This is a genomic window from Heliobacterium chlorum (genome assembly GCF_014502795.1).
In the GTDB taxonomy this organism is placed as follows: Bacteria; Bacillota; Desulfitobacteriia; order Heliobacteriales; family Heliobacteriaceae; genus Heliobacterium; species Heliobacterium chlorum.
Map to the genome: position 1 here is coordinate 62,247 of NZ_JACVHF010000013.1, position 23,676 is coordinate 85,922.

Annotated in this window: 19 protein-coding genes; 15 read left to right on the forward strand and 4 right to left on the reverse strand. The window is 54.3% G+C overall.

What is annotated here, in order from left to right; all coding sequences use genetic code 11:
- Positions 1–112: 112 nt before the first annotated feature.
- The 3 genes from H1S01_RS12795 to H1S01_RS12805 all read left to right on the forward strand — a co-directional run bounded on the left by H1S01_RS12795 (position 113) and on the right by H1S01_RS12805 (position 3,360).
- On the forward strand, positions 113–1,450 hold the full coding sequence (locus H1S01_RS12795) for an acetyl-CoA hydrolase/transferase C-terminal domain-containing protein (RefSeq protein WP_188040847.1): 1,338 nt from the start codon (positions 113–115) through the stop codon (positions 1,448–1,450).
- A 231-nt stretch (positions 1,451–1,681) separates the two neighbouring features.
- The gene (gene motA, locus H1S01_RS12800) at positions 1,682–2,464 is read left to right on the forward strand and encodes a flagellar motor stator protein MotA (RefSeq protein ID WP_188040848.1); all 783 of its coding nucleotides are present in this window, start codon (positions 1,682–1,684) and stop codon (positions 2,462–2,464) included.
- On the forward strand, positions 2,464–3,360 hold the full coding sequence (locus tag H1S01_RS12805) for a flagellar motor protein MotB (protein ID WP_188040849.1): 897 nt from the start codon (positions 2,464–2,466) through the stop codon (positions 3,358–3,360). Before motA ends, H1S01_RS12805 begins: the two co-directional genes overlap by 1 nt.
- An 83-nt stretch (positions 3,361–3,443) precedes the next feature.
- Here the strand turns inward: H1S01_RS12805 and H1S01_RS22345 are convergent, their stop codons facing one another.
- From H1S01_RS22345 to rd, 3 genes are all read right to left on the reverse strand, one after another.
- The gene (locus tag H1S01_RS22345) at positions 3,444–4,649 is read right to left on the reverse strand and encodes an EAL domain-containing protein (RefSeq protein ID WP_188040850.1); all 1,206 of its coding nucleotides are present in this window, start codon (positions 4,647–4,649) and stop codon (positions 3,444–3,446) included.
- Positions 4,650–4,725: 76 nt separating this feature from the next.
- A complete protein-coding gene (locus H1S01_RS12815; RefSeq protein ID WP_243237306.1) occupies positions 4,726–5,685 on the reverse strand; it encodes a YpdA family putative bacillithiol disulfide reductase in 960 nt (319 codons plus the stop codon).
- Between the two features lie 138 nt (positions 5,686–5,823).
- Positions 5,824–5,985 (reverse strand): rubredoxin, encoded by a 162-nt coding sequence (gene rd / locus H1S01_RS12820; RefSeq protein WP_188040852.1) that lies wholly within the window; start codon positions 5,983–5,985, stop codon positions 5,824–5,826.
- A 1,541-nt stretch (positions 5,986–7,526) separates the two neighbouring features.
- Between rd and ilvD the strand changes: the two genes are divergently transcribed.
- From ilvD to cimA, 9 genes are all read left to right on the forward strand, one after another.
- Entirely contained in the window at positions 7,527–9,200 is a 1,674-nt protein-coding gene (ilvD, locus tag H1S01_RS12825; protein ID WP_243237297.1) for a dihydroxy-acid dehydratase, read from the forward strand.
- Positions 9,201–9,456: 256 nt separating this feature from the next.
- The gene (ilvN, locus tag H1S01_RS12830; protein WP_155475432.1) at positions 9,457–9,936 is read left to right on the forward strand and encodes an acetolactate synthase small subunit; all 480 of its coding nucleotides are present in this window, start codon (positions 9,457–9,459) and stop codon (positions 9,934–9,936) included.
- Between the two features lie 48 nt (positions 9,937–9,984).
- On the forward strand, positions 9,985–10,980 hold the full coding sequence (gene ilvC, locus H1S01_RS12835) for a ketol-acid reductoisomerase (RefSeq protein WP_188040854.1): 996 nt from the start codon (positions 9,985–9,987) through the stop codon (positions 10,978–10,980).
- A gap of 76 nt (positions 10,981–11,056) precedes the next feature.
- Complete coding sequence (gene ilvB / locus H1S01_RS12840) at positions 11,057–12,724, forward strand: biosynthetic-type acetolactate synthase large subunit (protein ID WP_188040855.1); 1,668 nt, start codon at positions 11,057–11,059, stop codon at positions 12,722–12,724.
- 200 nt (positions 12,725–12,924) lie between these two features.
- Positions 12,925–14,463 carry a 2-isopropylmalate synthase gene (locus H1S01_RS12845; RefSeq protein WP_188040856.1) on the forward strand — a complete coding sequence of 513 codons (1,539 nt, stop codon included), beginning with the start codon at positions 12,925–12,927 and terminating at the stop codon, positions 14,461–14,463.
- A gap of 44 nt (positions 14,464–14,507) precedes the next feature.
- On the forward strand, positions 14,508–15,770 hold the full coding sequence (gene leuC, locus H1S01_RS12850) for a 3-isopropylmalate dehydratase large subunit (protein ID WP_188040857.1): 1,263 nt from the start codon (positions 14,508–14,510) through the stop codon (positions 15,768–15,770).
- A complete protein-coding gene (gene leuD, locus H1S01_RS12855) occupies positions 15,771–16,274 on the forward strand; it encodes a 3-isopropylmalate dehydratase small subunit (protein ID WP_155475427.1) in 504 nt (167 codons plus the stop codon). It abuts the gene before it with no gap.
- Positions 16,275–16,418: 144 nt separating this feature from the next.
- Entirely contained in the window at positions 16,419–17,492 is a 1,074-nt protein-coding gene (leuB, locus tag H1S01_RS12860) for a 3-isopropylmalate dehydrogenase (RefSeq protein WP_188040858.1), read from the forward strand.
- Positions 17,493–17,585: 93 nt separating this feature from the next.
- Complete coding sequence (gene cimA, locus H1S01_RS12865) at positions 17,586–19,202, forward strand: citramalate synthase (protein WP_188040859.1); 1,617 nt, start codon at positions 17,586–17,588, stop codon at positions 19,200–19,202.
- Positions 19,203–19,345: 143 nt separating this feature from the next.
- Here the strand turns inward: cimA and H1S01_RS12870 are convergent, their stop codons facing one another.
- On the reverse strand, positions 19,346–19,723 hold the full coding sequence (locus tag H1S01_RS12870; RefSeq protein ID WP_155475425.1) for a small basic family protein: 378 nt from the start codon (positions 19,721–19,723) through the stop codon (positions 19,346–19,348).
- A gap of 138 nt (positions 19,724–19,861) precedes the next feature.
- Here H1S01_RS12870 and cdaA point away from each other — a divergent pair, with 138 nt between their 5' ends.
- Genes cdaA through H1S01_RS12885 form a run of 3 tightly spaced genes read left to right on the forward strand, consistent with a single transcriptional unit; the run spans position 19,862 to position 23,521 of the window.
- On the forward strand, positions 19,862–20,674 hold the full coding sequence (gene cdaA / locus H1S01_RS12875; RefSeq protein WP_188040860.1) for a diadenylate cyclase CdaA: 813 nt from the start codon (positions 19,862–19,864) through the stop codon (positions 20,672–20,674).
- Positions 20,674–21,723, forward strand: a complete 1,050-nt coding sequence (locus tag H1S01_RS12880) for a CdaR family protein (RefSeq protein ID WP_188040861.1) — start codon at positions 20,674–20,676, stop codon at positions 21,721–21,723. Before cdaA ends, H1S01_RS12880 begins: the two co-directional genes overlap by 1 nt.
- A 25-nt stretch (positions 21,724–21,748) precedes the next feature.
- Positions 21,749–23,521 carry an NAD(P)/FAD-dependent oxidoreductase gene (locus tag H1S01_RS12885; RefSeq protein WP_188040862.1) on the forward strand — a complete coding sequence of 591 codons (1,773 nt, stop codon included), beginning with the start codon at positions 21,749–21,751 and terminating at the stop codon, positions 23,519–23,521.
- Positions 23,522–23,676 lie beyond the last annotated feature (155 nt).

Genomic DNA, 23,676 nt, shown 5'->3' on the forward strand with positions numbered 1-23,676 from the left:
CAATTGGGGTATTTACTGGCAACAAAAATTTCAGTATAATCCAAATAGTCTATACATTCGCTCAATCCTCGTTTATAGGAGCAAGAAAAACAACAGGGGGTAACCAAACAAGATGAGTCTGCAAGACATCTATCGTTCGAAACTCGTTTCGCCACAACAAGCGGCACAGTTAGTCAAATCGGGGGACTGGATTGAATACGGCTTTTGTTTAACGGCCCCGCGAGCCTTCGACGCCGCCATGGCGGAGCGAAAAGAGGAATTGTTCGATGTAAATATTCGAGTCGGCGTTTCCGTCCACCCCTCGAAAGCCTTTGAATCCGATCCGACCGGGGAACATTTCACATGGAACTCCTGGCACTTTACAGGCCTGGATCGCAAGTATGCCGGCATGGGTGCCGCCTTCTATAATCCCATCAAATTCTCCGAATTACCTCGCTATGTACTGGAAAATCAACCGACCGATATCTTCGTCGTCCAATCGGCTCCCATGGACAAGTTTGGTTTCTTCAACTTTGGTATCAGCAACAGCCATCATTACGGCGCGATCGCACGGGCCAAAAAGATCGTGGTGGAAGTCAACGAAAATATGCCTCGCGTCCATGGCGGCTATGGCCACGGCATCCACATCGACCAAGTTGATTGCATCATTGAAGGAGATAACCTGCCGCTGCCGGAACTGCCTTCCGCACCGCCCAGTGAGGTCGACCGCGCTATCGCCCAGCTGGTTATGAAGGAAATGCGCGACGGCGACTGTGTCCAACTCGGTATCGGCGGCATGCCGAACGCCCTCGGCGCGATGATCGCTGAATCAGACCTCAAAGATCTCGGTGGTCATACGGAAATGCTCGCCGACAGCTTCGTCGATATGTTTATGGCCGGACGGATGAACGGACGCCGCAAAAACATCGACAACGGCCGGATTGCCTACACCTTCGCCTTAGGTAGCAAAAAACTATACGATTTTCTCGATGACAACCCCTTCTGCGCCAGTTATCCCGTCGATTACACAAACTCTGCCGAAGTGGCCGCTAAGATTGACAACCTCGTCACCATCAACAACGCCGTCGAGATTGACCTCTTTGGACAGGTCTGTTCGGAATCGGCTGGTGTTCGCCACATCAGCGGTCAAGGGGGCCAGTTGGACTTCGTCATCGCCGGTTACCTCTCCAAAGGGGGCCGCAGCTTTATCTGCCTGTCATCGACATACAAGGATAAGCAGGGGAACCTCAAATCGCGCATTCTGCCGACGATCACCCCGGGCGGGATTATCACCGACACCCGTTCCAACACCATGTACGTGGTGACCGAGTACGGCATGTTCAACTGCAAAGGCCAATCGGCCTGGCAGCGGGCCGAAGGCTTGATCGGCATCGCCCATCCTGATTTCCGGGAAGAGCTGATCAAGGACGCCGAAAAAATGGGTATCTGGCGCCGGAGCCACAAACGGTAAGAAGTCGGTACATATCGGAATTGCATCTAAAAGCCCCCGGAGCAATTCGAAGATTCGAACGGCCGGGGGCTTATTTTTTACCTGTCCTTCATGAAATCTTTTTGAGAAATGAGACTTTTGGCGGAAGGTAACAAATTCATCGACGTCGAATAGCTTTTACCGGGTCACAATTGAGCTTCCTTGTGAAGGAAAAATATAGAATCCCGAAATGTGAAAAACGAGGTGCAAAGCATGGATACAGCCGTTGTAGCCGGATTATTTCTTGGCATCTTCGCGGTTGTCGGGGGCATGATTGCCAAAGGGGCCGACGTTTCTGTTCTTGTCAACCCAGCCGCCATCATCATCATCTTTGTCGGAACGTTTGCTGCACTGCTGAACTCCTTTCCGATGAATGAGGTCAAAAAGATACCGACACTGTTCCGGATCATCTTTAAAGAACAAAAACTGACCGCGCCGAAGGTGATCATTGATCAGATGACCGAAATGGCTCAACAAGCCCGGCGGGAAGGTCTGCTCTCGCTGGAAGCGGCCATTGAAAAGCTGGAGGAACCTTTTCTCAAAAACGGTATTCGCCTGATCGTCGACGGTCAGGGGGAAGAGTTTGTTCGGGAACTGCTTGAGGCAGAGATCGCCGCCATGGAAGAACGGCATCGGGTCGGTGCCATGATCTTCACCTCCGCTGGGTCATACGCGCCTACACTCGGTGTTTTGGGTGCCGTTATCGGTCTCATCGGGGCTCTCGGTAACTTAAATGACGTGGAAAAGCTGGGTCACATGATCGCCGCCGCCTTCGTGGCGACCTTGTTTGGTATCTTCACCGGGTATGTGCTCTGGCACCCCTTTGCTACGAAGCTGAAGCGGAAATCTCAAGAAGAAGTTAAGCTAAAGACGATGATGTTGGAAGGGATTCTTTCCATCCAAGTCGGCAGCAGCCCGATTCAAATCCGTGAAAAAATGATGATTCATTTGACACAGACGGAACGGCAGGCAATGGACAAAGAAGGAGCTCGCTGATGAGCAAAAAGAAGCAGCACCATGAAGAACACGTTGATGAGACATGGCTGATTCCGTACGCCGACATGTTGACGCTCTTGCTGGCTTTGTTCATCGTCATGTTTGCCGTAAGCCAGGTAGATACAAAAAAATTTGAAGCCTTAAAAAAAGCGATGGAAACAGTCTTCAAAGGCGGCTCCGGCCTCATGATGAATTCCAGTCCCATGCCCACAGAGGGAGCGAGTGACCAGCCGCCAGAAATGGCCGTAATGGAATCGCTCCGAGAAGCGCGGAACTTTCAAGAGATGAAAACCCAGATGGATAAATACATCCAAGATAAAGGATTGCAAAACCAGATCGAAACCAGTTTGGCGCAAGAAGGATTGCAGATCTCTTTTCGGGACGCAGCTCTTTTTGATTCCGGCAAGGCCAACCTGCGGCCGGAGGCACTTCCGACGCTGGATGTGTTGGCAGAACTCCTGAGCGGGTTGAAGGGGAATGATGTGCGCATCGCCGGTCATACGGACAATCTGCCCATCAGTACGGCCGAGTTTCCTTCCAACTGGGATCTGAGCGCCAAGCGGGCCTTAAATGTGATGAAACGCATTCTAAACCAAGGAAAATTAGATCCGGCTAAGTTTACCGCTGTCGGTTATGGTGAGTATCATCCGAAAGACACGAATGATACCGCTGAGGGGCGGGCGAATAACCGGCGGGTTGAAGTGTTGATCATCCGCAAATACCCGGACAAAACCTCGTCTGGGGGGGCGTCCAGTTCCACAGCGACGGTTCCCGCCGTGGTGAAACCCAGCAACGAAGAGAATAAGATCCCCTCTTTTGAAGGATTGCCTGGACCGGGAGAGCCGAAACGACTGCCTTCCGATACGATTCCGGAAGGGCTGAAATTTGTCAACTGATATCAAAAAAGAACAGGCCGGGAAGCACTACGCTTTCCGGCCTGTTCTAATTTTTTAACGTCTTTTATTCGAATAGTGAGAATTTAATCGATGCATAGATCGAGGCATAAAAACAATTCGTCACCAGCGGGATATATGTAGGTCCGCATCTTACAACCGCTATGGGCATCGGTGTAGGTGCTGGACAGTTTGCCTGTTTCTTTATAGGTGGCTTTCACGATGTTGTTGAGGAAGTAAGGCCGCCAGGCCCAGTTTCGTCCGCGAAACTCCTCTTCGGTGATCCATTCGCCGTGATGGCGAGTAAAGTTCGATGAATATTGATAGCCTCGCTCGTCACAAAGATAGACGCGAGACACGAGTCTCGGAAGAGAATCGAGAAAACGGAGGATGAACTCGTCGGCCTTTCGCCAGCGTGGATCGGTGCCCTCGGGCCAACGGGGTAAACACTCCAGCAAGGAGTTGCGCAGCGCGTCGGAGGCGCGCTGATCCGAATGAGTCTCCCAAAGAGCGTGGTCGACGAACTGACGGATCTGATAGCTCAGGCAGTGATGGAACACGTCTGGACTTAGAAATTCATCGTACGGCTTCGCGAAGAAATACCCTTGCAGGTAACGGGCGCCTAAAGAGAGGGCGATTTGCACCTCTTCTTCGGTCTCAATGCCTTCAAAGAGCAACGAGGCGCCGATTTTTTCGGCTGTATTGGCGAAGGAAGCCAGAACTTCTTTAAAGAAGTCTTCTCGAGTGCACTTCTTGACCAGCTCTAGGTCCAGTTTAAGAATATTTGGTTTGATATAGGCGATGCGGTCAAAGTTGATAAAACCGCTGCCCACATCGTCGATGGCGATCTGACAGCCCGCTTCCCGGTAGGTCTGGGTGACCCGGGCGAGATCTTCGATATCATCGTTAAAACTGTCTTCGGTGATCTCTACGGTGAATCTCGACGGATCGACGTTATGTTCCCGCAAAAACTGTAAGGTCGGAAGTTTCTCTGGGTGGTCTCGAAACGAATAGATCCAGTTGGGTTTCAGATTGAGAAAGAGGCGTGTATCTTCCGGTGCTTTCGCCAGGGCAGCGATCGCCTTCTGCCGGATGATGCGATCGATCCGAATATGATCCTCCGTGCTTATGAAGGGATCGTGAAAAAAAGGACCCAGGCTGCGAGTCCCTTGAGGCGTCTGCCAGCGCCCCAACACTTCATAGGCGAAGATCCGCTGTGTATCCATCGTAAGGATCGGTTGAAAATGAGGTATTACATCGCCGGGATTGGGGATAGGAGTCGACGTAGACACGGTAAGGAAGCCCCCTCATGATGATGACGAGCAAGTCTGTCAGGGAACACAGGACATGAAGCCACGATCCGTCTGATTACACTTCGTCAAAAGATTGGATGATCCGTTTGCCGTGAAAACGGCCTTTTTCGATATTCGCTTGGGTCACACGCCAGCCCTCGGAAATGGCACCAGCCACATAGAGACCGGGAATGTTTGTCTCCATCGTCAGAGGGTTATGAGTAGGGAAGCCGTATTCATCGAGAGCGACACCGGCATCGACGAGCAGTTTCGCGTTCGGCCGGTAGCCCGTCATCAAAAAGACGAAGTCTGCTTCTACTTCATACCGGTCGCCGTCTCGCCGTATTGTGACTGAGCGCGGTTGGATAGATTCCAAATGACTGTTGAAGAAAGTGGGGATGTCTTCTTTGAGAATGCGTGAGAGGATATCGGCGCCGATCCAGGGTTTTACGTTTCCATCGAGTTGCTCACACCGGTGGACTAGGGTCACATCTGAACCATGGCGATAGAGGTCTAAGGCGGTCTCCGCGGCAGAATTGCCCCCGCCGACGACCACTGTTTTACGGCCCGAATAGGGAAAGGCCTCTTTATAGTAATGGCTCACATGGGGTAGATTTTCTCCGGGTATGCCAAGCAGGTTGGGGGTGTTGTAGCATCCGGTCGCCACGATGACGCGTTTCGAAAAATATATCCGGATTTCACCGGTAAATACATTTTTTGCGTGCACCATAAAGCCCGTATCCGTGCGCTGAATATCGGTCACCTGACGATAGGTTTTAATGGGAACATCAAAATGCTGGGCGGCTCTCAAATAATACCGAACGGCTTCTTGACGGGTTGGTCGACAACCTTGAACGACAAAGGGCAATCCGCCAACCTCCAGCATATCGGTGGTGCTGCTTAAGATCATATACGTGGGGTAACCTACGACAGAATCGACGATAGAACCTTTTTCCAGGACCACGAAGTCCAAACCGTGGATCTTCGCTTCGATGGCACAAGCGAGGCCGCAGGGACCGCTGCCTACTATGATCATGTCATGCACCGAGCTCACCTCCGAACTATACTTTATCATTATCATTATAGCGAGAGAGGGAGTGAAAAAATAGCACTTTCTCTAAGATATAGAAAAGAAAAAGAGGCCGCACAGAGGGGCCTCTTTTTCTTTCTTAAGCTAATCCATAGGTTCAAACTGATCTTTTCCGACAGCGCACACGGGGCAGACCCAATCATCGGGAATCGATTCAAAGGGGGTGCCAGGCTCTATGCCTGAATCAGGATCGCCCTTTTCCGGGTCATAGACATAACCGCAGGGAACACAGACATACTTTTTCAAGTCGATCAGATCTCCTTCTACGAAACTGCCTTCAGTCCTATTGATTTACCACAGAAAGTGCAAATATCCGTAGAAAAAGAAATCTCTAGAAAAATAAAAGAAGAAGGCTTGCGCCTTCTCCTTTGAAGCAACTACCCCTACAGCGTAACCGTTCCTAAGAGCATCAAGACTACCTCTTACCTTAACAACAAGACACCACTGAGTGATAGGCGAAAATACTAACCTTGTCAAAGCCAATCTACGATGGAACCGAACCAGATATAACCAAACTGCCTAAGAACTGACCTAGGAAAGAACCGACCGACTGACCAATACGGAATCGACCCAGTTACCAGAAGACCTAGGAAAGAACCTAACCAGGGATAAAATCTCACCAAACAACCTGGACCTGAATCGTTCAAGGAACCAACTGAGCTAACCGACCAAGGATAGACCAGGGGCCAAGACGAGTACCTACCCAGGGGGAAGACGGGATACCGGACAATAGGGGAACAAACCATTGGGATACCGGGATCCAACGAGCGAGGAACCGAACGAGATAGGAACCGTACCTAACGGGAACCAAACCTAAAGGGAACTAAACCGAGAAAAACCGAGAACTGAGTTTTGAAAGGAACCGTACCTGAGAAAGAACTTGAACCTTAACCAGATAGGGACCCAACCTAGGAAATAACCTGAATCCTAACCCGATGGACCGAACCGGAGATACCGAGAACGAACCTTAAACCGAACCGGGTACGAACCGAACTACCGAAGGACCTTAAGGGACTGATTCAGATAGACAACGCACTTGGGGAAAAAACCTAAACCTGAGACAACAAACGGGAGACTTGGAAACCCTTGAGCGACCTAGACCCTAACTTGTGTCCGATGGGATTTACGGGATAACAACCGTTCAGGACCGATTCGGCTAACCTGAGGACCCACCGTTAGACTGGTAAACACCTGCATTGGACTGGGAAAACCTGTTTCCGAAACCCTAGCGATTTGGTGAACCGGAGTCAATTTGCTGTAGGGGTGTTGCTCACCTTTATGGTAGCACAAGATTGTGAATATTGCAACTGGAAAGCGTAAAAAGCTTTACAAAGTTTTTACTGCCAGGGGTTATTGACACCGGGAGCAGCCATGACTATACTATTTTTTAATAACATACTACGCAAAGACGATGATGGGGTACTATGGCACTGAACGTCCCTTAGTAGCAGAGAGCCGGGGCAGCTGAAAACCGGTACTAAAACGACAGTGTTGTCTCTCCCCGAAGTCGCTATCCGAACTGTCGAGCCTGAGGGCGCGGCGTAGTAGGTGGTGCCGGATGGAGCGCCTTCGGGTGCAAGCGTCCGTTATCAAGCTTCCAGCGATAACATCGCTGGACAAGAGGTCGGCCATCTACTTCGATGGTACGACAATCAGGGTGGTACCGCGGGAAATACCTCTCGTCCCTGACAGGATTTTGGACCTGTCTGGGCGGGAGGTTTTTTTATACCTTTTCCTCAATCGCGAGAACAACGAACAGAAGAAAACAAAACCTAGGGGGGATCCAATTGGATAGCAAAAACACCCGCAGCCATTCCGTGAAATGCGGTGTGGAAAAAGCGCCGCACCGTTCTCTATTTCGCGCCTTGGGCCTGACGGAAGAGGAGATGAACCGCCCGCTCATCGGGATTGTGAACGCCAAGAATGACGTCGTCCCGGGCCATATCCACTTGGATACCATCGCCGAAGCGGTAAAAGCGGGTGTTCGCTTAGCTGGCGGAACGCCTCTGGCCTTTCCGGCCATCGCCGTATGCGACGGCATTGCCATGAACCACATCGGCATGAAATACTCCCTGGCATCCCGGGAGATCATCGCCGATTCGGTGGAGATCATGGCTACGGCTCATGGTTTTGACGCCCTCGTTTTCATCCCTAACTGCGACAAAGTTGTACCGGGCATGCTCATGGCAGCAGCTCGATTAAACATTCCTTCCATCTTCATCAGCGGCGGCCCCATGCTGGCCGGTCGTTTCCAAGGGAAAAAGGTCAACCTGAACAGCGTCTTTGAGGGTGTCGGCCAGTATAACGTCGGCAAGATGACCTCGGACGAACTGCAGGACCTGGAAGAGAACGCTTGCCCCACCTGTGGCTCCTGCTCGGGCATGTTTACGGCGAACTCCATGAACTGCTTAACAGAAGTTCTCGGCATGGCCCTCCCAGGCAACGGGACGATTCCCGCCGTCTATTCCTCCCGGATCCGCTTGGCGAAACAGACGGGCATGAAGATCATGGACCTCTTGGAAAAAGACGTTCGTCCTCTCGATCTTATGACCGAACAGACTTTCCGCAACGCCATCACTGTCGATATGGCCCTCGGCTGTTCTACCAACACCTTGCTGCACCTGCCGGCCATCGCTTATGAAGCCGGTGTGGATCTGAACCTGGACGTCGTTAACGAAATAAGCAAGGGAACACCCCACCTGTGCAAACTAGCTCCGGCTGGTGAGCATCACATTGAAGACCTCGACGAAGCCGGCGGTATCCCTGCGGTGATGAACATCCTTCTCGAGCAAGGCCTCATCAATGGCAGCCTGCCTACAGTCACCGGCAAAACAGTGGCTGAAAACGTCTCCAACCGTGCCAACCTGCGGCCCGATGTCATTCGGCCTGTCGATAATGCCTACAGCCAGACCGGCGGCTTGGCAGTCCTGCGGGGGAATCTCGCTCCTGACGGCGCCGTCGTCAAAAAAGCGGCTGTCGCTCCAGAGATGCACGTTCACCAAGGTCCCGCTCGCGTGTTCAATTCCGAGGAAGAGGCCTATGCAGCCATCACCGGCGGCAAGATCCAAAAGGGTGACGTCGTCATCATCCGCTACGAAGGTCCCCGTGGCGGCCCGGGCATGCGGGAAATGCTTTCCCCCACGTCGACCATCTGCGGGATGGGCCTGGACAAAGACGTGGCCCTCATCACGGACGGTCGTTTCTCCGGTGCCACCCGGGGCGCATCGATCGGACACGTCTCTCCAGAAGCAGCCGACGGCGGACCCATCGCCTTTGTGGAAGAAGGCGACATTATCTCCATCAACATTCCCGAAGGCAAGCTGAACGTAGAAGTGGACGAAGCCACACTGGCTGAACGCCGGAAAAACTGGCAGCCGCCGGAGCCCCGTGTAACCAAAGGGTACATGAAGCGCTACGCCCAGAACGTCCTTTCCGCCTCCACCGGCGCGCGGATGCGCTAAATTTTAAATCTCGAGATTTGGCCGAGCTAGGGTGTCTATGCTGGGTAAATACGCCAGGTATAGGCGCCCTAGCTCGCCCCAAAAAACTTGTCGAAGGAAAAATTCACCGAAGACTAAACTCACCGAAGACAAAACTCATTCAAAGATAAAAGTTCCAACGACGAGGATAAAAGCCGAAAAGAAGAGACAAAGTTACAGAGTACCCATCTAACCATGATTACCTCTAATGCAAGAACATAACAAGGAGGCGGAATCGATGCGGCACACCCTGTCCGTCATAGTGGAAAACAAACCGGGGATTTTGACGCGCGTGGCCGGCTTATTTGCCCGCCGGGGGTACAACATCGAGAGCCTCGTCGTGGGGGAGACGGAAAACCCGCAAGTATCCCGGATGACCATCGTCGTCGACGGTGACGAGAAGATCATCGAGCAGGTGACCAAACAACTCCACAAATTGATTGAAGTCATCAAGATCTCCGACATCACCCAAGAAGAATCGGTCCACCGGGAACTGATCCTGGTCCGCGTCGCTGCCGACGCATCGACCCGTGGTGAGATCATGCAGATCTGCGAGATCTTCCGGGCCAGTATCGTCGATCTCAGCCGCAACTCCGTCATGATCCAAGCGACGGGAGACCAGAAAAAAATCGAAGCCATGCTGACCACCCTGCGCCCCTTCGGTATCCGCGAATTCGCCCGCACCGGGCGGATCTCCATGGTCCGGGGAAGCAAGTAAGCAGCTAGCAAATATATGTTTAAACGTTTGAATGGAGGAACCCCAACAATGAAAATGTATTATGATGCCGACGCCGATCTCTCGTTATTAGATGGAAAAACAATTGCTGTCATCGGTTACGGCAGCCAAGGCCATGCCCAAGCCCAAAACCTGAAAGATTCCGGAGTTAACGTCATCATCGGCCTTCGCCCCGGCTCTGCCCGTTGGGACGAAGCGAAAGCATACGGTTTTGAAGTCTACCCTGTCTCCGAAGCTGCTGCGAAAGCGGACATCATCCAGATCCTCATCCCTGACGAACGGCAAGGCGAAGTCTACCGCAAAGAAATCGCCCCGCACCTGACCGAAGGCAAAGCCCTCTGCTTCTCCCACGGCTTCAACATCCACTTCGGCCAAATCCAGCCGCCGAAAAACGTAGACGTCTTCATGGTCGCCCCAAAAAGCCCCGGCCATATGGTTCGCCGCATGTACACCATGGGCGCTGGCGTTCCCACACTGATCGCTATCCACCAAGATGCGACCGGCCGTGCCAAAGACTACGCCCTTGCTTATGCCAAAGGCACCGGCGGCACCCGCGCTGGCGTCATCGAAACCAACTTCCGTGAAGAGACCGAAACAGACCTCTTCGGCGAACAGGCTGTCCTCTGCGGCGGTGCATCCGCCCTCGTCAAAGCCGGTTTTGAAACCCTCGTCGAAGCCGGTTATGCTCCCGAAATGGCGTACTTCGAGTGCCTCCATGAACTGAAACTGATCGTCGACCTCATGTACGAAGGCGGCATCTCCCGGATGCGCTACTCCATCTCCGACACCGCTCAGTGGGGCGACATGATCATCGGACCTCGCATCGTCACCGACGAAACCAAAAAAGAAATGAAGAAAGTCCTCACCGAAATCCAAAACGGCACCTTCGCCAAAGAATGGCTCTTGGAAAACCAAGTCAACCGGCCGAAGTTCAACGCCCTGGCCCAAGCCGATGAAACCCATGAGATCGAAATCGTCGGCAAAAAGCTCCGGGCTATGATGCCCTGGTTGAAAGATAAGAAATAATCTGGCCTGAACTACGGCAAGAAGGCCCCGCAAAGGGGCTTTTCTTGTCCGGCGATACAGAAGGGAGTGGAACGATTTGAACGGAGCCCAGGCGCTGCTGAAATGTTTAGAGGCCAATGGGGTCGAGATGATTTTCGGCTACCCCGGCGGTTCAGTGCTGCCGATATACGATGCCCTACTGGACTCGCCGATCCGGCACATCCTTGTACGCTGTGAGCAAGGGGCGGCCCACGCGGCCAACGGCTACGCCCGGGCTGCGGGCAAACCGGGCGTTTGCCTGGCTACCTCAGGACCGGGAGCGACCAACCTCGTGACCGGAATCGCGAACGCGTATATGGATTCCATTCCGATGATCGCCATCACCGGGCAGGTTCCCACTTCCATGGTCGGCACCGATGCCTTCCAGGAAGTGGATATCACCGGCATCACCTTACCGATTACCAAGCACAATTATCTGGTCAAAGACCCCGCCGAGATCCCCCGGGTAGTGCAGGAAGCGTTTCACATCGCCTCGACAGGCCGGCCTGGTCCCGTCCTGATCGACATCCCCAAAGACGTGCTCCAGGCACAATGCCCATGCCCCGATGCCGACGAAAAACCTGTCGTCGACATCAAGGGATACCGGCCGAACGTCAAAGGCCATCCGTCCCAGATTAAAAACGCCGTCAAGCTGATCGAGGCGGCCAAACGGCCCGTTCTGATGATCGGCGGCGGCATCATCCATGCCCAGGCATCGGCAGAGCTGTTCGAACTGGCCACGCGGGCGAACATCCCTGTGGCGACGACCCTCATGGGGATTGGCGCCTTTTCGGAGACGCACCGCCTGTCCTTAGGTCTCATGGGGATGCACGGCACTCCCTACGCCAATTTGGCTATCTCCAAGGCAGACCTGCTCATTGGCATCGGCGTCCGTTTTGGCGACCGAGCGACGGGAGATGTAGGCAAGTTTGCCCGAGATGCCAAAATCGTTCATGTCGATATCGACCCCGCTGAAATCGGGAAAAACGCCGATATCGATGTGCCTATCGTCGGCGACGCCCGCATTGTCCTGAAAGAGTTTTTGAAGCTGACCCCGCCGATGGAGCAAGCTGAATGGATGGACCAGATCGCCGCGTGGAAGCAGAACCGTCCGCTTAAATTTCGGACCGATCAACTGACGGCTCAACAGGTCATCGAAACGGTCGGTAACCTGACCCGCGATAAAGCCTGGGTAGCCACTGATGTGGGCCAACACCAGATCTGGACGGCGCTGTTCTACAAGTTTAACCGTCCCGGAAGCTTCATCACCTCGGCCGGATTAGGTACCATGGGATACGGACTCCCGGCCGCCAACGGTGTACAGATGGCCCGGCCCGACGACATGGTCATCCTTTTTACCGGTGACGGGTCCATTCAGATGCAGATGCAGGAACTGGGCACAGCCCGGCAGGAAAACCTCCCCTTAAAAATCATCCTCTTTAACAACCACGCCTTAGGCATGGTCCGGCAACTGCAACACTTCTACTGCGGCAAGCGCTACTCTGGCGTCAAGATGACCTTCAACCCGCAGTTTTCATCGCTCGCGGAGGCCTACGGCATTCAATACTACCATATCTCCAGCCAAGAGGCCGTCGAGTCGACCCTGAAAGAAGCCTTTGCCCATCCGGGCATGGTCATGGTGGAAGTGGCCGTTGACGAACAGGAAATGGTCTATCCCACCGTTTTAGGGGGAAAAGGCCTCGACGAATTGATCGTCTGTGACTGACGAACTCAAGGGAGACGCAGGATAGACGGTCGCGAACTAGGGAGCTTCCGTTCCAGTGAAAATCCTTCGAAAATTGCTTAATTCAAAATCTTGCAACAGCATACACTGCCGCAATAACTACTGTTTTCGAAGCGTTGGTTGACCCAATGCCTATGGAACGAATAAATCTACCGGATTGAACGAAAGAAGGGGGATTCGAGATGTCCAAGCGAGTCGTTATTTTTGACACCACGCTTCGCGATGGCGAGCAATCACCGGGGGTGAGTCTGAACCTTCAGGAAAAGCTAGAGATCGCCCATCAGCTGGCCCGACTCGGCGTGGACGTCATCGAAGCCGGTTTCCCGATTGCCTCACCGGGCGATTTCGAAGCTGTCAGCGCCGTCGCTGCCCAAGTCAAAGGACCAGTCATTGCCGGTCTCGCCCGGGCGAACCGAAAAGATATTGAACGGGCCGCCGAAGCCTTGCGGGCGGCGGAACAAGCCCGGATTCACACCTTTATCGCCACATCGCCCATCCACATGCGCCACAAACTGCGCATGGAACCGGACCAAGTGCTGGAAGCGGCTGTCGAGGCTGTCAAGTTGGCCAAGACCTTCACTGCCGACGTCGAATTCTCGGCGGAAGACGCTTTCCGCAGCGATGTAGAATTCCTCTGCCGCATTTTCAAAGCCGTCATCGATGCCGGTGCGACCACCATCAACATCCCTGACACGGTGGGTTATGCGACACCGCAAGAATACGGCGCCTTTATCAAGACGGTCATCAACGGCACGCCCAACATGGATCGGGCTACCGTTTCGGTCCACTGTCACAATGACCTGGGTCTCGCCGTGGCCAACTCCCTGTCGGCCCTGGAAAACGGCGCCCGACAGATCGAGTGCACCATGAACGGCATCGGCGAGCGGGCCGGCAACTGTTCCTTAGAGGAACTCGTCATGGCCCTCTACACGCGCAAGTCTGTATATGGGCTCGACTCGTCGATCAACTCCACCGAGATCTACCGCACTTCCCGCCTGGTTTCGAACTTGACGGGGATGCTGGTTCAACCGAACAAAGCTATCGTCGGTAAAAACGCCTTTGCCCATGAGTCTGGCATCCACCAGGACGGCGTCTTAAAAGAGCGGACCACCTATGAGATTATGAATCCCCAAATGCTCGGTATCTTTACCAATAACATCGTCTTGGGGAAACACTCGGGCCGCCACGCCTTCCGGGAGCGCCTCAAGGAGCTGGGTTTTGAGCTGGACGATGAAAAATTAGGGAAAGCTTTTGCCCGCTTTAAGAACCTGGCTGATCGTAAAAGCGAGATCACCGATGAAGATCTGGTCGTACTCGTCGAAGACGAACTGCGGGCTGTACCTGAGGCGTATCGCTTGGATTACCTGCACATCACCAGCGGCACCGTCCTCGTTCCGACAGCGACAGTCCGTCTGAAACGGGAAGAAGAGACCTTCGAAGAAGCTTCCTGCGGCGATGGTCCCGTCGATGCCGCTTACAAAGCGATCGACAAGATCACCGGCGTCGGCGCCCGTTTGAAAGCCTACGTCATCAGCGCCACCACCTCGGGCGAAGATTCTCAGGGCGAAGTCAGCGTCAAGCTGGAGCGAGAAGGCCGATTCTATACAGGCCGCGGTGTCGATACAGACATCATCGTCGCATCGGCGAAGGCCTATCTGAACGCCGTCAACAAAATCGTCTATGACAGAACACCCGTACCGAAGCCGGAGCGGGCTGTGTAGAAAAATACATACTTTTGAAGACAGAAGGAGGGACTGGAACGACCATGGGTATGACTATCACCGAAAAAATCCTGGCCGCCCACGCCGGCAAAGCCACCGTGGAGCCGGGCGAACTGATCCGTGCGAAACTGGACCTGGTCTTGGCTAACGATGTTACAGCTCCTGTCTCCATCAAGGAACTGGAAAAAATCAACCTCGAACAGGTTTTCGACAAAGATAAAGTCGTTCTGGTCCAAGACCACTTCGTCCCGGCCAAGGACATCAAGTCAGCGGAACAATCGAAAGTCGTTCGTGACTTCGCTCGTAAATTTGACATCACCAACCATTTCGATGTCGGAGAAATGGGCATCGAGCACTGCCTGCTCCCGGAAAAAGGCCTTGTCACCCCTGGTGACGTCGTCATCGGCGCTGACTCTCACACCTGCACCTACGGCGCTCTCGGTGCCTTTGCCACCGGTGTCGGTTCCACCGACTTAGCCGCCGGCATCGCCTTAGGGGAAGCCTGGTTCAAAGTCCCCGAATCGATCAAATTTGAATACGACGGCAAACTGCCGGAAGATGTGACCGGAAAGGACCTGATCCTGCATACCATCGGTGACATCGGCGTCGACGGCGCGCTGTACCAATCGATGGAGTTCACCGGTTCCGCGATCGACGAACTGTCCATGGACGGCCGCATGACCATGGCCAACATGGCCATCGAAGCCGGCGGGAAAAACGGCATCATCGCCGCCGACCAAAAGACCATCGCCTATGTAGAAGAACGGACGAACAAACCCTACAAAGTCTACCAGTCTGACGAAGACGCCAAGTATAACCGCGTCATCAAATACGACGTCGAAAAACTGGAGCCTGTCGTGGCCTTCCCGCATCTGCCCGAAAACACCCGACCCGTCAGCGAAGCAGGCCATGTCGAGCTCGACCAAGTCGTCATCGGCTCCTGCACGAACGGCCGCATCGAAGACCTCCGTGTCGCCGCGAAGATCATGCAAGGCAAGAAAGTGCATAAAAACGTGCGCTGCATCATCTTCCCGGGCACCCAGGCCATCGTCAAGCAGGCTATGAAAGAAGGCCTCATCGAGATCTTCATCGACGCCGGCTGTGCCGTCTCCACACCCACCTGCGGCCCCTGCTTAGGCGGCCACATGGGCATCCTCGCCAAAGGGGAACGCTCCCTCGCCACCACCAACCGCAACTTCGTCGGCCGCATGGGCCATCCCGAGAGCGAAGTTTACCTCTGCGGACCTAACGTCGCTGCCGCATCGGCCATCGCCGGCCGCATCGTACATCCCCGGGAGGTGGAATAAATGGAGTTCACAGGCCGCGTTTGGAAATTCGGAAAAGACATCGATACAGATGCTATCATCCCTGCTCGCTACATGAACACGAGCGTGCCGGAAGAGCTGGCTAAGCACTGCATGGAAGATGCTGACCCCACCTTCCCGCAGAAAGTGCAAAACGGCGACATCATCGTCGCCGATAAAAACTTCGGCTGCGGTTCCTCCCGGGAACATGCGCCCATCTGCATCCGCGCCGCCGGCGTCTCCTGCGTCATCGCCAAATCCTTTGCCCGCATCTTCTTCCGCAACGCCATCAACATCGGGCTGCCCATCTTCGAGTGCCCTGAAGCGGTTGACGGCATCCGGGAAGGCGATGTAATCCAAGTGAATGCCGACAGCGGTGTCATCTTCAACATGACCACCGGTCAAACCTATACCGCCAAAGCCCTCGACGCCTCCATGCAAGAGATCATCCGCAACGGCGGCCTCATGGAGTATGTGAAGACCCGTCTGAGCGAAGCTAAGGCCTAATTTGCACACTAGCTCAGCGACCCAATTGACTTCTATGAACAAGCATAATCACAGATGGTTGCTTGGGGTCATCGGACGGTGTGCGTTTCGGAACTCATAGCGAACCGGCCGATGACCTCAACGACATCCTAAGGAGAGATAACCGTGGCTTACCGTATCGCAGTCCTTCCCGGTGACGGCATCGGTACCGAAGTCGTCCCGCAGGCGATTCGCGTCCTCGATAAGATCGCCGAAAAATACGGCCACCAGTTTGAGTATAAACAAGGCCTCATCGGTGGCGCCGCCATCGATGCCACCGGCCATCCCCTGCCTGAAGAAACGCTAGGACTCTGCTACAACAGCGATGCTGTCCTCCTCGGCGCCATTGGCGGTCCCAAATGGGATAACCTGCCGACTCATCTCCGTCCGGAAGTGGGCGCACTCCTTCCCCTGCGCAAGGAGCTCGGCCTCTACGCCAACATCCGCCCTTGCCGGATGTACAGCGCCCTCGCCGATGCTTCAACCTTGAAAAAGGAAGTCCTTGAAGGCACCGACATGGTCGTCATCCGGGAACTGACCGGAGGTATGTACTTCGGTCCCAAAGGCCGCGAAACCGTCGACGGTGTCGAAAGAGCTTGGGATACCATGCTGTACTCGACACCGGAGATCGAACGCATCGTCCGCCTGGCCTTTGAAGCGGCCCGCAAGCGCACCCGCAAGGAAGTCTGCTCCGTCGACAAAGCCAACGTCCTCGAAGCGTCCCGGCTCTGGCGGGAGACGGCCATCCGTGTCGCTGCTGACTATCCTGATGTGACCTTGACGCATATGTACGTTGACAACGCTGCCATGCAGCTCGTCCGCAACCCCCGGCAGTTTGACGTCGTCGTCACCGAAAACACCTTCGGCGACATCCTCACCGACCAGGCTTCCATGCTCTCGGCCTCTCTGGGGATGCTCCCGTCGGCCTCCATCGGCGGCAACGTGGCTCTCTACGAACCGGCTCACGGTTCTGCGCCCGATATCGCCGGACAGAAAAAAGCCAACCCCTTGGCCACGATCCTGTCGGCGGCGATGATGCTCGAATATTCCTTCAACCTGGTGACGGAAGCTCGGGCCATCGAAGATGCCGTCGAAAAAGTTTTATCGAAAGGTTTCCGCACGGGCGACATCATGGAAGCAGGAAAAATCCTCGTCAACACCGAAGAGATGACTGATCGCGTACTAGAAGAGCTGGCTTAAGCCGGCTCTTCACGCATATCAACGCCGGAATATTGTGCCCACAAGTGCAAACATACCGGCTGAAACACGTCGTTGTACCTATAAGAGTTACCGATGGAGAAAGAGGTGCCCCGATTGGACCGTGTTTTTATCTATGATACGACGCTCCGCGACGGAACCCAAGGGGAGGGCATCTCCCTCAGTGTGGAAGACAAACTCAAAATCGCAGCACGACTGGACCAACTTGGTGTAGCCTACATTGAGGGCGGATGGCCCGGATCGAACCCCAAAGACATGGAGTTTTTCCTGCGGGCGAAAAGCATGCCCTGGAAGCATGCTAAAATTGCCGCCTTCGGCGCCACTTGCCGGCCCGGCTTAAAAGCCAGCGAAGACGCCAACCTGCAAGCGTTGGTACAATCGGGTGCCCCAGTCGTTACGATTTTCGGCAAGACCTGGGATTTCCATGTCACCGCCGCCCTGCGGACGACCTTGGAAGAGAACCTGCGCATCATTCGTGACTCCATTTCCTTTCTCAAAGAGCAAGGGCTGGAAGTCATGTTTGATGCAGAACACTTCTATGATGGGTACAAAGCGAATCCCCAATACGCCAAAGAAGCGGTACTGGCGGCAGAACAATCCGGTGCCGATTGGATCGTCCTCTGCGACACCAACGGCGGCACCTTGCCTCAAGATATGCTCGCCATCACCCAGGAAATGGTCTTTACCCTCCGTGCCCCTGTCGGCGTCCATGTCCATAATGACGGAGACCTGGCTGTCGCCAACTCCTTGATGGGGATCATGGCCGGCGCCCGCCAGATTCAAGGGACGATCAACGGCTATGGGGAACGCTGTGGCAATGCCAACCTCTGCTCCATCATCCCCAACCTGCAACTGAAAATGAACATGGAATGCCTGCCCGCCCAAAACGTAGCATTGCTGACGGAAACGGCTCATTACGTCGCTGAAATCGCCAACGTGACCCTGCGCAACGACATGGGCTTCGTCGGACACTCTGCCTTTGCCCATAAGGGCGGCATGCATGTATCGGCCCTCTTAAAAGACCCCGGCACCTATGAACATATTGAGCCCGAACAAGTCGGAAACCAGCGCCGTGTGCTCGTCTCCGAACTGTCCGGTATGAGCAATATCGTCTACAAGGCGAAAGAACTCGGCCTCGACGTAAATCGGGAAAATGCCGACACGAAACAGATCATTGAAAACATCAAAAACCTGGAACATCAGGGCTTCCAGTTTGAAGGTGCCGAAGCTTCTTTCGAAGTCCTTCTCCGCCGCGCCTTCGGCGAGGATCCTGTTCCTTTTGTCCTTGATTCGATCCGCCTGATCATCGAAAAGCGTTCTGATGCGGAGTTCACGTCGGAAGCCATGATTAAACTGCGTGTCGGCGACCAGGTCGTCCACACCGCGGCCGAAGGCAATGGTCCCGTCAACGCCGTCGACAACGCCCTGCGCAAAGCGCTGATCAGCCATTATCCTTTCTTGGGCGACTGCCACCTCACCGACTATAAGGTGCGGGTGCTCGATGAGAAAGATGCTACCGGTGCGAAAGTTCGCGTCCTCATCGAAACCCGGAACCATCAGGACAGTTGGAGCACCGTCGGCGTTTCGGCCAACATCATCGAAGCGTCCTGGCAAGCGTTGATGGATTCCTTCCAGTACGGTTTGCTCAAGCACGGACGGGTAGAGAACGACCAAATGGAAACGACGGCGTAACACGGAATCGCGAGACTACAAAAGAGAAACAGTGAAAAAGCCTGCCCAAAATCTGGGCAGGCCTTTGCTTTTCCACAAAAGTAAAGATAAAATAGAGGTTACGACGTCAACAAATCCCCCATCGGATCGGACATGATCGTTGCCTAGGCTTTTTCCAGATTGTTCGGCGGCGTTTTCACCCGTGGCCGGACGATCCGGTCGATGATATAACGGCGGATGACGGCGAGGTTCTGGAAAATCCGGACACCGAAGGCGAAAACGGCTGCGAGGAACAGGTCGACACCGAGCCGATCGCCGATATAGGCGAGCAGGGCTGCCAATACGGCGTTGGTGAAGAAGCCTGTCAGCAGGATCAGGGCGTCAAATTTGTCCTCCAAAAAGCTCCGTAAAGAGCCGAAGACAGAGTCTAACGCCGCCAGGACCGCAATCGACATGTACTTGGCATACTCAATAGGAATCGTAACGGATAATACGGAACCAATAAAAACCCCCAGGGCGAGCCCGACGAGAGGTAACCACATCTGTTCCTGGCACCACCTTAAATGAAAATCTTGTCAAAAAAAGAAATACGATTCTGCCTCCATTATAGTCGCAAACCGGATTTTGCCACAAGGGATTTTGCCCCTGAACAGAGAAAATCTAAACGAGGAGGTGATCTGATGATTCCACCGGCCTTGGAAAAGTTCAACCTGATCGCACTCATAGACATCTTGGCCGTTGCCTATATCATTTACCGGCTTACCATGTTTATAAAAGGCACCCGGGCGGTGCAATTGCTCAAAGGGTTCGGTGTGTTAATCATCGCCTCCTATCTGAGCGAAGCTCTCAGCTTGACCACCTTGAGCTGGCTCTTAAAACAAGCCTGGACGGCACTCATCGTGGCGCTTCCTGTCGTTTTCCAACCGGAACTGCGCCGCACCTTGGAACAGTTAGGCCGGGGCAAACTCTTTCCGGCTCAGCTCGCTGTGATGGGCGATGAAGACCGAAGCTTAGTCATCGGGGAAATCGTTCGTGCCGTTGGTGTACTGGTCAAAAACAAGATCGGTGCACTGATCATCATCGAACGAAAAACCGGTGTCAATGACGTCATCGAGACCGGCACATATATCGACGGGAAAGTATCGAGCGAGTTTCTCGTGAACATATTCATCCCTAAGACGCCGCTCCACGACGGTGCTGTCGTCGTCCGGGGCGACCGGATCATCGCGGCGGCCTGTTATCTTCCCTTGACGGACGACCCTGATCTGTCCCGGGAACTGGGCACACGCCATCGAGCCGGCATCGGTATCACCGAACAATGCGACGCCGTAGCGGTGATCGTCTCGGAAGAGACAGGTAACTTATCGCTCTCTGTCGATGGGAGACTGACCCGCTTCTTAGATGAGACATCCTTGCGTTCGCGATTAGAAGAATTGCTGCAACCGAAGTCATCGAATACACGGTCATTCTGGCACTGGAGGGGGCAGCAATAATGGATCTCGCCGAAACAGCACGCCGTAACTGGCTCTATAAGGCGGCTGCCCTCGCTTTGGCGATCCTGTTATGGATCTATGTACAAGCGGAGCAGCAAGGAACACAGACCTTTCCCGTCACGCTCGAACGAGAAGGCCTGGAAGCAGGCTATGTGCTCGACCCGGAACCGCCAAACGTGGTGGAACTTAAGGTCCGGGGACCGAAGTCGGTCTTAGCGAACTTATCGTCGCGAGATTTCCGGGCCCGGCTCAGCTTATCCGGCGCCAAGCCCGGTCCACTGACGGTCAGTATTCAAGTCGATTCACCCTCTAACGTACAGGTGATCAGTCGTACCCCGGCAGAGCTAAACCTGAACGTAGACGTCTTAGAGACCCGCACCGTTCCTGTTGCATGGGAATACAAAGGCACTCTGCCGACAGGATATAAGATGGGAGATCCCACCTTTCAACCAGCCGACGTTGTACTCAGCGGACCCCGGGAAAAACTAAAGGCGATCCGGAAGGTCGGCGTCCAGATACCGGTCGGGGGGAAAGAACCGATCCTTCGCAGCCTGCCGGTGAGCATCATGGAACCGTACATCAATAACGATGACGGGCGGATCCAGATTTCGCCTCGTTCCGTCGAAGTCAACTTACCGATTACCCAGGAGATCACCTCCAAGACGGCGAATGTCCAGCCGCAAGTCGTCGGAACACCGGCAAAAGGATACCATGTCGCCTCCACCCGGGTCGAACCGGCATCCGTTGCTGTCCAATTGCCTGTCGAAATGTCATCGGAGCTACGCAGCCTGTCTACCGCGCCGGTAGACATCACTGATGCCAAAGGAGATGTCGTCAAAGATGTGGCCCTTCAATTCCCGAACGGGATGCGTCCGCAGAACGCCGCCCAAGGCATGGTGAGAGTGACTGTCGTCATTGAGGCCGTACCGGCTACAGCACCGACAGAGACGGTACCGCCGGCAAGCGGTCAAACTCCTCCCCCTGCTGGAACGGGGACGGGCACGGGAACCCCGAATGGAACGAAGGAACCAGCGAAGGAAGGTCAGTGAGCCGAAAGGAGCCTTTAGGACGAATTTGAAGATACGGATTGCCAACTTACGGGCCGGTTTGTCGGAAGACACCGGCCGTCTTTTGCCGAAAGCGGCAAAACGGCTGGGCTTGAAGCCTGGCCAAATCGCTGAACTGAATATCGTACGAGAAGCTGTCGATGCTCGCAAAAAAACGGATATCCGTTTCGTCTATACGGTGGAAGTCCTCCTCAAGGCCGGCGTAAAAATCCCCAATGGGATTGTAGAAAAGGATAGCCAAATCACCATCGTCAAAGAGGAAAAAGTCCAACCGTTGCTGCGAGGAAACGAGCCCCTAACCCGGCGTCCTATCGTCGTCGGTGCGGGGCCGTGCGGTTACTTTGCCGCCTTAAAGCTCGCTGAAGCCGGTTACCGACCGATTCTCTTAGAACGTGGCTACGACGTGGACCGGCGAACGGAAGACGTACGCCGGTTCTGGGAGACGGGAGAACTACAGGTCAATTCAAATGTTCAGTTTGGGGAAGGCGGTGCCGGGACCTTTTCCGACGGCAAGCTAACCACTCGTACCCACGATCCCCGGATCACGGAGGTCTTTGAGCGGCTAGCTGAAGCGGGAGCGCCCCAGGAGATCCTCTATAAGGCCAAGCCCCATGTGGGTACCGATGTCCTCCGTCAGGTTGTCCGTAACCTCCGGAAGCGTTTGGAGGAACAGGGCGGAGACGTTTTCTTCGGCGCTCAGGTGGACGAACTGATCCTCGAGAAGACGGCGCTCGGCCGCCGGGTAGCCGGGGTGAAGCTCGCGAAAGAGAGCGAGCTTATGGCCAAACATTCGAATAAACGTGCTAACCAAAAGGGTTTGACTAAGTCTAGTGCGGGTGGCTCTGGTGCAGGGGGGCTGTCTGCAGATAGTCTGCCCGTAGGTAGTTTGCCCGTAGATAGTCTGTCTGAAAGTAGGGAGATACCAGCTGAACTCGTCGTTTTAGCCATCGGCCACAGTGCCCGAGATACGGTAAAGAACTTATACCATCAGGATGTGCCGATGCAAGCGAAACCCTTTGCCATCGGTCTGCGGGTGGAACATCCTCAGGAACTCATCGACCGGTCCCAGTATGGGGAAATGGCTGGACACGAACGCCTCGGCGTGGCTGACTATCAACTACACACGAAAATCCAAGAAGCGGGACGGACTGTTTTCTCCTTCTGCATGTGTCCCGGCGGCACCGTGGTTGCAGCGGCGTCGGAAGAAGGAGGCGTCGTCACGAACGGCATGAGCGAATACGCCCGCGACACGGGCGTAGCCAACTCGGCCCTGGTCGTCTCGGTCAGCCCGGAAGACTTTCCTTCGCCCGGTCCGCTCGGCGGCGCCGAGTTTCAGCGCATCTGGGAACGAAAAGCCTTTGAACTGGGTGGTTCAAATTACCGGGCACCAGCCCAGACGGTCGGTGACTTTTTGGCCGACCAAAAAGGCGATGTAGCAGGAGCGCTAGTTACCCCCACCTATCAACCGGGCGTCACTTCGGCCAACTTGCATGAGAGCCTGCCGAAAGGGAGCGGCGAAGCGCTGCAAGCAGGGCTGAAAGACTTCGGACGGAAAATACAGGGCTTTGACATGGCCCAAGCGGTGCTGACAGGTGTGGAAACGCGCACATCGGCCCCTTGGCGCATCCTTCGAGATGAGTCTCTGCAGTCGCCGGACATCCACGGCCTTTACCCCGCTGGTGAGGGCGCCGGCTATGCGGGAGGGATCGTCAGTGCTGCGGTTGACGGCCTGCGGGTGGCCGAAGCGATCATCTCTACCTACCGGTTGGTGAAAGAGTAAGGGCATAGAATAGCGACATTTGAAAAGAAAAAGTCAAAGGTTATTAAAAAGTAAAATTAGCAAATAAAAGCAAAGTTTAATAATTACTGCAAAAAAATGTGATGACAATTATAAGATTAAAATCATTAGGTAATAAGAGAGATAAAGGGGAATGG